At 52.3% G+C, this 8,803-nt stretch carries 10 protein-coding genes and 1 pseudogene; 4 read left to right on the forward strand and 7 right to left on the reverse strand.

The annotated features are described in order from the left end of the window. Positions 1 to 17: 17 nt before the first annotated feature. The 6 genes from C8P63_RS02595 to C8P63_RS02625 all read right to left on the reverse strand — a co-directional run bounded on the left by C8P63_RS02595 (position 18) and on the right by C8P63_RS02625 (position 5,843). On the reverse strand, positions 18 to 833 hold the full coding sequence (locus C8P63_RS02595; protein WP_108021772.1) for an ABC transporter permease: 816 nt from the start codon (positions 831 to 833) through the stop codon (positions 18 to 20). Beyond that, positions 830 to 1,720 (reverse strand): ABC transporter permease, encoded by an 891-nt coding sequence (locus tag C8P63_RS02600; RefSeq protein ID WP_108021773.1) that lies wholly within the window; start codon positions 1,718 to 1,720, stop codon positions 830 to 832. Before C8P63_RS02600 ends, C8P63_RS02595 begins: the two co-directional genes overlap by 4 nt. After that, a complete protein-coding gene (locus tag C8P63_RS02605; protein ID WP_108021774.1) occupies positions 1,704 to 2,945 on the reverse strand; it encodes an ABC transporter substrate-binding protein in 1,242 nt (413 codons plus the stop codon). Before C8P63_RS02605 ends, C8P63_RS02600 begins: the two co-directional genes overlap by 17 nt. Further along, entirely contained in the window at positions 2,942 to 3,607 is a 666-nt protein-coding gene (locus C8P63_RS02610) for a TVP38/TMEM64 family protein (RefSeq protein ID WP_108021775.1), read from the reverse strand. Before C8P63_RS02610 ends, C8P63_RS02605 begins: the two co-directional genes overlap by 4 nt. A 67-nt stretch (positions 3,608 to 3,674) precedes the next feature. Then, the gene (locus tag C8P63_RS02615) at positions 3,675 to 5,096 is read right to left on the reverse strand and encodes a dihydrolipoyl dehydrogenase family protein (protein ID WP_108021776.1); all 1,422 of its coding nucleotides are present in this window, start codon (positions 5,094 to 5,096) and stop codon (positions 3,675 to 3,677) included. 300 nt (positions 5,097 to 5,396) lie between these two features. Continuing rightward, complete coding sequence (locus C8P63_RS02625) at positions 5,397 to 5,843, reverse strand: OsmC family protein (protein ID WP_108021778.1); 447 nt, start codon at positions 5,841 to 5,843, stop codon at positions 5,397 to 5,399. Between the two features lie 391 nt (positions 5,844 to 6,234). Between C8P63_RS02625 and C8P63_RS18905 the strand changes: the two genes are divergently transcribed. The 3 genes and pseudogenes from C8P63_RS18905 to C8P63_RS02635 all read left to right on the forward strand — a co-directional run bounded on the left by C8P63_RS18905 (position 6,235) and on the right by C8P63_RS02635 (position 7,828). Further along, complete coding sequence (locus tag C8P63_RS18905) at positions 6,235 to 6,372, forward strand: hypothetical protein (protein ID WP_170109451.1); 138 nt, start codon at positions 6,235 to 6,237, stop codon at positions 6,370 to 6,372. A gap of 12 nt (positions 6,373 to 6,384) precedes the next feature. After that, positions 6,385 to 6,741, forward strand: a pseudogene (locus tag C8P63_RS02630) (peroxiredoxin family protein); the annotation flags it as partial. Positions 6,742 to 7,039: 298 nt separating this feature from the next. Then, the gene (locus tag C8P63_RS02635) at positions 7,040 to 7,828 is read left to right on the forward strand and encodes an N-acetylmuramoyl-L-alanine amidase (protein ID WP_108021780.1); all 789 of its coding nucleotides are present in this window, start codon (positions 7,040 to 7,042) and stop codon (positions 7,826 to 7,828) included. 75 nt (positions 7,829 to 7,903) lie between these two features. On the opposite strand, the gene C8P63_RS02640 is transcribed toward C8P63_RS02635, so the two are convergent. Then, positions 7,904 to 8,065: an ATP-binding protein gene (locus tag C8P63_RS02640; protein WP_342748044.1), complete on the reverse strand. Its 162-nt coding sequence runs from the start codon at positions 8,063 to 8,065 to the stop codon at positions 7,904 to 7,906. Here C8P63_RS02640 and C8P63_RS02645 point away from each other — a divergent pair. Next, positions 8,047 to 8,484, forward strand: a complete 438-nt coding sequence (locus C8P63_RS02645) for a helix-turn-helix domain-containing protein (protein WP_108021782.1) — start codon at positions 8,047 to 8,049, stop codon at positions 8,482 to 8,484. The two genes, C8P63_RS02640 and C8P63_RS02645, sit on opposite strands and share 19 nt — an antisense overlap. Positions 8,485 to 8,803: the final 319 nt, after the last annotated feature.

Here is an 8,803-nt window from a genome sequence, read left to right on the forward strand (position 1 = left end):
ATCCCCCCTGTCCTGATCTAAAATGGCTGAGTCCGATGGGAGTCTCCGTAACATCGTCGTAACAACCATTCGGTAGTGATCAACAACCCTGCCGTCATTCCTGCAAAAACCAGGGATAGCGCGGCACCGATCGCCGGATCCCCGCCGTTTAAAAACGGAAACAACAAGAGCGGAAACGTCCGGATCAGCCCGCCTCCGATCAACAACGTCAAAAGATACTCACTGAGGGAAACGAGAAGACTGAGCCCCACTCCGGCAGCGATTCCCGGGAGGAGGTGCGGAAGCACCACATGGCGGAAACGGGCCCAGGCGGATGCCCCCAGCATCCGGGCCTGATCCTCCCACTGAAATCCCAGGGTCCGGTAACTGATCACCAGAGGTCGAAGCATGTAGGGAAGCGTCGGTACGAGATGAGCCAACACCACCCCGGCAACCGTTTCCGTCACATTCCAGCGGATGAATGTCAGATGAAGGCCCATGATGGCCACATAGGGAGGCACCACCAAAGGAGCGTACATCAAAGCTTCCACCCCTCTTTTGCCCCAAAACCGGTAACGGGCCAGCGCGTTGGCAGCCGGCACGGCGATCAAAAGATTGATCAACGTCACAACAATCGCCACCTGAAGACTGACCCCCATGGATTCCCACAATCCCGATGAAGGAGAGAACAGGTAAGTCCACGCCCTCAGGCTGAAGGACTCCGGAAGAACATGCGGCCACCGCCAGCCCGCCGACACACTCCACAGAAGCAAGGGGATGAACGGAACCACAATGAACAGGATGAATAAGAAAACCGCCACCCTGTGAAAGCGATGAAAGAGCCTGCGGCTCACTCCCAACGCCCCCCTTCCAACAACCCGAATCGTCGGCCCGTCCGGTGGGCCAACCAACCGAAGAAAACCGCCATCCCCGCCAACAGCACATTGACTGCCAAGGCGGCGGGCCGCTTGGTCAGATCGCCTCCGGTGTACATTTCAAAGGACCACACCGGCAACATCTGCGGATACGTCACTCCCAACAGGTAGGGAACTTCGAAGGCGGAAAAGGTAAAAGCAAACACGATAAAAGAGGCCGTCATCCAGGCCGGCAACAAAAGGGGCAACAAGATCTCCCGAAAGTAGGCCCATCGTCCGCTTCCAAACACCCGGGCCACCTCCCACCATTTCTCCTGCGTCCGGTACAGGACCGGATATAACATCCAGGCGATGAAGGGAGCTTCTTTCCAGGCATAGGTCAGTACGATCCCCCAACCGAATCGATCCTGCACCAGAACGGGAAAGTCCGCGGGTTGGTCCAGGAATCCGAGAGCGAACATCAACCGGGGGATCCAGCCGGTCTGGATCATCATCACCACCGCCAGGTAGGCGGCAACGAAATGGGGAATCAAGAGCGGGAGTTGAAACACATGCCGCCAGAACCGGCTGTGCTTGAATGGCCCCGCACCGGCCAACATGACCAGACAGACCGAAATCATCAGTCCCAATACGCCACCGGCCAAGGTGGACAGGATGGAAACCCTGAGGGTTAAGCCGAGGGATCGCCAAAAATCGGCGGAAGAGAGAAGGGTTTCATAAAATTGAAGGGTCAGCCGACTCTGCCCCACCAAGGGGCGGTACCCCAGGCTTTGCAACACCCCTTCCCACAATCCGCCCACAAACAAAAGGAGCATCGCTCCCGTTGCCGGAGCGATGAGCAGGTAAGGTTTACTTCTTTGCCACATGGGATTTCCAGCCTTTTTCGAGTTGATTCACCACCGACGCCGGCACTTCCGGGATCCGATGCTTCGCCAGCTTATCCGACGGCAAAATCGCCTCGCCCCGGTCCATGTTCTTTAGTCGCGCCTGATCCTCTTTGGATAACCGTTCCGGATCCAACGCCATGTCTTCCCCCCAGTGGTCGGGATCCATTTTGGTCAGTTGCGCGTCCGGAGAAAGCAGGAAATGGGTCGCCACCATCGCCCCTGCCGGATTGGGGGCGTTAAACGGGATGGAAAGATAATGAGTGTTGGACAGCGTCCCTTGATCCAACACAAACGTCCGGGTGGATTCCGGGAACCGCCCTTTTCGGATTTCGCCGGCGGCCCGGGCCGCATCATATCCCATCGTCATCCAAACCTCCCCGTTGGCATAAAGCTGGTCCAGTTTGGCCAGACTTTCGGGATATGTCTTTCCTTCCCGCCACAGGTACGGCTCCAAATCGTTCAGATAGGCCCACAGTTTCTCCGCTTTTCGGTTGAATCGCTCGTCTTCCATCCCCCGGACATACTGTTTGTGGCCGCCGGTGGTCTCAAACAGGGCCTGACGGACAAAGGCGCTTCCCGTAAAATCAGGGGGCGCCGGGTACGTGAATTTTCCGGGGTGGTTTCGGACCCACTCTTTCAATTCCGCCATGCTCTTGGGTGGGTTTTTCACCTTGTTCCGATCATAAATGAATACAAATTGCGCTTTTCCCCAGGGCACTTCCAATCCTTGTGTCTCTTCCCCGAAATCCAACCGGATATCCGGTGTCTCCCGGTTCACGTACCGCTTCACGTTGGGAATCCGGTCGGCAAAAGCACCCCAAAGCAGCTTCTGCTCTTTGGCCGTATGAAAGTTTTCCCCGTTGATCCAAATCAGATCGACGGTTCCTTTGTTTTTTCCAGCCTGCTTTTCCGTCAACAGTTTATTGATAATATCCTGGGTATCCGAAACCGGGACCCGCTCGAGCTTGACTCCGTATTGCTTCTTCAACCTCGGGGCCGCCCATTCGTCGATATAGCGGTTGATCGACTCGTCTCCTCCCCACATATACAACCGAATGTCTGTCCCCTTCGCCTGTTTGACCACCTCTTCCCACGGTTTCTTTAAAAGAGACCGGGAGAAGGTCGTACCTTCCGACGGTCCCATGCAGCCTCCCAAGACCAAAACCAGGACAGTGAACAGAAGCGGAATCATTCGTTTTTTCATTTGGAACCTCCTTGTTCCCTGCTTCGAAAAGAAGAGCCTTTCCATCGTTTGTACACGACCGGCAAAATCATCAGCAAAACCACGAACCCAAGAGCGACATAAAACGTCGTGGAAAACACCTGATGGAGGGAATGCCCCAGGTAGTTGTAGGCAAATGCACCGGGGATCATTCCCAATGTGGTCGCAGGTCCGTAATCACGGAATCGAATCCGGGACAGGCCGGCACTGTAACTGATGACGTCAAAGGGAATCAGAGGGATCAGACGCAATAGCAGAACCGTTCGAAAACCGTACCGTTCCGCCCGTTCATCCAAGAGCTTCAACCGCTTTCCCAACCACCGCTGAACCGTTTCCCGTCCCAACGTTCGGGAAAGACCAAAGGCCAGACCGGCTCCCAGAGAGGCCCCGATCAGATCATACAACGTTCCCCACCACGGCCCGAAGGTCAACCCCCCCGAAAGGGTCAATACCACGGCCGGGAAGAAGAACAGCGGCCGAACCGCATAAAGAAAGATATAGAAGAGGGGCGCCCAGACCCCGAAGGACAAAATGAATGGTTGGATTTGTTTCGGGGTCAAGTTCTCCCACCCCAGGGTGCGAACCAGCCAAAATCCCATCAACAAAAGCAAAATCAGGCTGATCCATTTCCAGGTCTTCCCCATAAAAACCGCCCTTCCCTAGCCGGATCGGCTTTGGGTCAATGCTGCCGCTCACTTTTTCACAACGCTTCTAACGGAACCAGCGCAAGTATCGCTTGGTGAGCTTCGGCAACCATCCCGAGAACAATGTTTCTCTCCAGTATTGATCCGCTGTCTGCTGAACAGCAGCGGCCCGGCTGGGATATGGAACCACCGCTTGGGAGAGGTCGCCGATCTTATGCCCGTAACGCGCGGCAAACACCACTTCCTGCATCCAGTCCCCCGCTCCGGGACCCACTGCATGAGCCCCGAGGATCGTTCCTTTCCGATTCGTCACGATTTTGATGAGTCCTTCTGCTGCATGTTCCGTCACGAACCGATCCACTTGACTCAAATCAGTCTTGTACACCCGGATTTTTCCGTATTTCTCACGGGCTTCCGATTCGGTCAACCCCATATGGAACACTTCCGGATCGGTATAGGTCACCCAGGGCAGATGATCGTAAGTCACTTTTCTCCGAAGTCCCAACACCGCATGGGCCACGACCGTTTTCCCTTCGTATCCGGCCGCATGGGTAAAGGGAAAACGTCCGATGACATCCCCGATGGCGTAAATATGGCGACGGGAGGTCTGCAGGTACGGATTGACCTGAATCGCCCCCCGTTCCGTCCGCACCCCGGCCCGATCCAATTGCAGTGTTTCGGTATTGGGCTTCCGACCCGCTGCGATCATCACTTCGTCTACGGTAAATTTCCGGACGCTTCCATCTTGATCCACCGTGATTTCTTTCCGGGACCCTTTTTCTTGGACACCGGTTACCTTCGTTTTTGTCAAAAACTGAATGCCTTCCCGTTTCAAGGCCCGCTTCACATAGGGGATGAGTTCCGGATCTTCCCGAATGAGAATGTCCGGAGCCATTTCCACCACCGTCACTTCGACCCCGAACCGGGCAAAAACCTGTGCGAATTCCAATCCAATCGGTCCTCCGCCCGCAATGAGCAGGGATGAAGGCAACACCTTCAGTTGTAACGCCGATTCATTGGTTAAATACCCGGATTCCTCCAACCCCTCGATCTTTGGTACCACAGGACGGGATCCGGTGGCAATGACGATCCGTTTCCCCCAAATTCGCCGATCGTCCCCTGTTTGGATTTCATGGGGACTTTGAAAGACGCCCGCTCCTTGATAAACATCAACCCCCATTTTCCGAAACCGATTCGGATCATCGTGGGTTCGGATGGTTTGAATCGCCTGATGCAGGCGTTGATGAGCAAGGGAGAAATCCGGCTTTCCCCGGACCTCCAGTTGAAAGTCGGCCGCCCGTCGGGCCGCTTGCACCTGTTTCGCCGAATGGATCAGGGATTTGGTCGGCACACAACCGCTCCACAAACAGTCGCCGCCCAGCTCGTTTTTATCAATCAAGGCGACTTTCGCTCCCAGACTGGCCGCTCCCGCCGCGGTGACCAGACCACCTGCCCCTCCGCCCAAAACCAGCAAATCATATTTCTCCATCTCACCCCTCCTTCCCGGGTTATGAAGAGTATATAAAAAAATACCTCCATTGACCGTGAAACGGATTACAAAAAACATCAAAAGATGGCTTTCGGTTGATTCAACTTCACGTGATGACGGGCATTCACGCATTTCCGATTAAGGCGTTGTATGGGGGTTAAGACCGGGTTCTTCCAAAAAAGGAAGAAAGGCGCCCATTCAGCGCCTTTCTTTTGTCCTTCCACGGGAACTCCCCCCTCCGCCTGGATTCCGGAACCCATGAAATATAGGGTCTCATCGTCCTTTAAGCTCCCCTCATTGTCAGGAGACTTTTTTCCATTCCACTTCCAATTCCACACCTGCGGCTTTCAGAAGGGTAAATACCGGGCACCGCTGATCGACCACTTTTTGCAGTTCCTGTACACGCGGGTCGCTTTCGGTGGTTTGAACCTCCGCTTGGACTCTTACTTTTTGAAAATAAGGTTGAACGTCCGGATCCCCCATCAGTCCCCGGGAATCCAACACCCCTTCCGCACGGAAGCGAATTCCCTTCAGATCAAAGTCCATTTCTTTGGCCACAAAATTGGCAATGACATTCTCACAACCAACCAAGGCACCGAGGAGATATTCCAGCGGATTGGGACCGAAATCCGAGCCGCCCATATTGGCCGGTTCATCGATGATAAACTGATGCTTACCCGCTTCCACATCCGTCCGCATATTGGAACTTTCCGAGTTCACGGTCACGGTCATGATTTGTTCAGCCATTATCGTCATCCTTTCCTTCAGTATCAACTGACGCGAACCCTTGGTCTTGAAACTCAGTTTCGGTTGCTTTTACAATCATGCGACCCCCCTCACCATGATCTTCGTTTATTATCGACTCTGTCGGGTCATGATGCTGTAAGCTGGATTACATTTTTGAAAAGAATTTTGTCTCATAGTGGGTTCACAGAGAAATGGAATCCGGTATCCACCGTTTCCAGGGATGGGTTCCTTAACATGCCCGGAAAAAATGGACATAAGGGCGATCACCCCTTTCTTGATACATCTTCCCTGGCCCTCATCGAACTCCAATATTCAGGTTCACTTCAGTGAGGTTTAAAAGGAAAACAACCAAGGAACAATGATCCTAAGCCCGATAAAAGGAGGATAAAAAATGACGGATATGAAACTGGGAGAACAGACGCCCAACCTATCTCTCACCTCGGTGACCGGAGATCCGATGAACCTGGATGAACAACGCCGGCAAAACGGTCATTGGCAACTGTTGCTGTTTTTCCGGGGGGCATGGTGACCGGTTTGCGTTGAGGACCTCCAAGGTTTGGAGGAAAACTTGAAGAAATTCCAAAACAAACAGGTCGACCCCATTGTGATCTCAACCGATGATCCCGAAGCACTGAGGAAAATGGCAAAGGATCATCAATTCAGTTTCCCTGTTTTTCATGACCCCGAATACAAAGCCTCGGAAGCTTATGGTGTTTACATCCATCGGGAAAATGATCCCTATGAAGACCATGGAACCCATGCAGACCCCGCCCATATTCTCATTGACGATCAGGGCCGCCTGATGTACAAGCATAAACAGACCGGCCCCTTCGGACGCCCCTCCCCCGTCGAGCTCTTGAAAACCGTTACTTATATTCAAAAAAACCTTAAGGATTGACCTGGATTTCCGGGTGAGACAAAAAGACAAAGATCATGATCTTTGTCTTTTTGTGTCTGTCTATGCAGGAGTCCAGAGGAATGACCAAGGGTTGCAGGAAACCGATTTCCGCCCCGAACCGGGTTGCCCTCCGAAAGAAAGGTCACGGTCCGCTCTGTCTCCCCTCCGGTTACCAGTGCTGAAAGGAAATGCAAGATTCAAGAAGGGGATGCTTCTTGAATTGGTATAAATAAAGGGCTTGTTTAACCCAAACTTCATCCCCTTTTCCGTCATAGATTGATAGAAGAGGTGATGAAGGATGCCATTGGTTGTCATTGATCCGGGACACGGCGGAACGGACCCGGGTGCCGTAAATGGCAGTTATCAAGAGAAAAACTTCACATTGCAGATTGGGCTTAAAGTCCGGGATTTTCTCCTCAACAACTACCAAGTCAGCGTCATGATGACACGGACCACAGATGTCACGGTCAGCCTGTCCTCCAGAACCGATTTGGCCAACCGGAACAACGCCGATTACTTCTGTTCCATCCACGTGAACGCCGGGGGTGGAACGGGTTGGGAGAGTTATATCTACAACGGCACGGTGCCCCCGTTCACGGTGAAGTCACAAGATACCATTCACTCCACGATCATGGGAATCATCGGTCCCCGATATAGCGTTCGGGACCGCGGAAAGAAGCGTGCCAACTTTTATGTACTGCGGGAAACCAACATGTCGGCGATCTTACTCGAAAACCTGTTTATCGATACAAGCCAGGATCTGAAACTGTTAACAAACGCCACCTTTATCCAGGACCTTTCCGAAGCCATTGGACTGGGAATCGCCAAAGCCCTTTCGCTCTCAAAGAAAACACAGAAACTGTACAAAGTGATTGCCGGCTCCTTCCAGAGCCTGACCAATGCTCAAGCCCGGGAATCCTACCTTGAACAGAATGGAATCTCCGCCATCATCGTTCAGGTGGAAATCAACGGACAAACGTATTATCGCGTACAGGCCGGTGCCTTTTCCAAGCAGGAAAATGCGGAAGCCCGTTTGGCCGAAGTGAAAGCCCTCGGCATCTCCGACGCCTATATTTTGCTTGAATAAGGTGGATGGACACTCCCCCAATCTCCTTTTATCTTACCGTCGATTTTTCGTATGCCTCCTGATCGTTCAGGGGGTTCAAACGATTTGGTCCAGGAGGGGGCTGGAGAGCTTGGAGCGGTAGCGCCGGACCTCTTGATGGGTGCCGGTGCAGGCACTTTCTTCCTCGTAGCCGAAGTAACCGCAGGGACAACCATGCAGAGAAAAACTTAGGATTAACAATGGCTCAGTTGGTGCCAAACAGCCGCTTGAAAACAGACAACCAACCCATTATCCCTGCCACACGTATCCAAGAAGCTCGTGTTGCGAAGGGATTGCTTACCCAAGAATTGTCCAACAGAGTTGGGATTAGCCCTACAGCTTTAAGTAAACTGGAGAACGGTCAAACAAAGCCAAAGCTAAGTACCTTACGCCTTTTATCTCAGGCTTTGAATGTCCCCATTGCCCACCTTGGTTGTTTCGAGTCTCTTCCTGAATATTCCTTCGGCCAACGGCTAAAAAAAGCCCGCTTATATCACGGGATGACACATAAAGAGATGGCCGACTTCTTGGGTGTCAGCGAGAAAAGTGTGAGGCTCTGGCAAGATCGGTTGGTAAAGCCTTCACCGGAATATATGGAGAAGGTGGAAGCTTATTTGTCCATACTGAAAGCTGACTAATTAGCAAAAGAACCATCTAAATATAGAACCTTTCCAAATAATTAATTAGGGAATCCCAGGCCTGTTGATTAGCCAAAATTTCGGATAAACAAAAAGAGCACTCTCCTGTATAATGGGAAAACCCACCACAGTTTACCCACAAGAGAGGTGCTCTCATGAGTAAAAATAACACAGTGCTTCGCAGTTTACAATTACTTCTTTCCCAAGATGAACTCCAAACGATCCTGGAAGAACACAAATATTGGGATCCAGCTCGGAAATTAACAGTGAGTGAATTTCTTAAGTTTAGTGTCACGATGGCGATAGAAAAATGGAACAG

The sequence above is a fragment of the Melghirimyces profundicolus genome (assembly GCF_003054245.1).
GTDB lineage: Bacteria > Bacillota > Bacilli > Thermoactinomycetales > DSM-45169 > Melghirimyces > Melghirimyces profundicolus.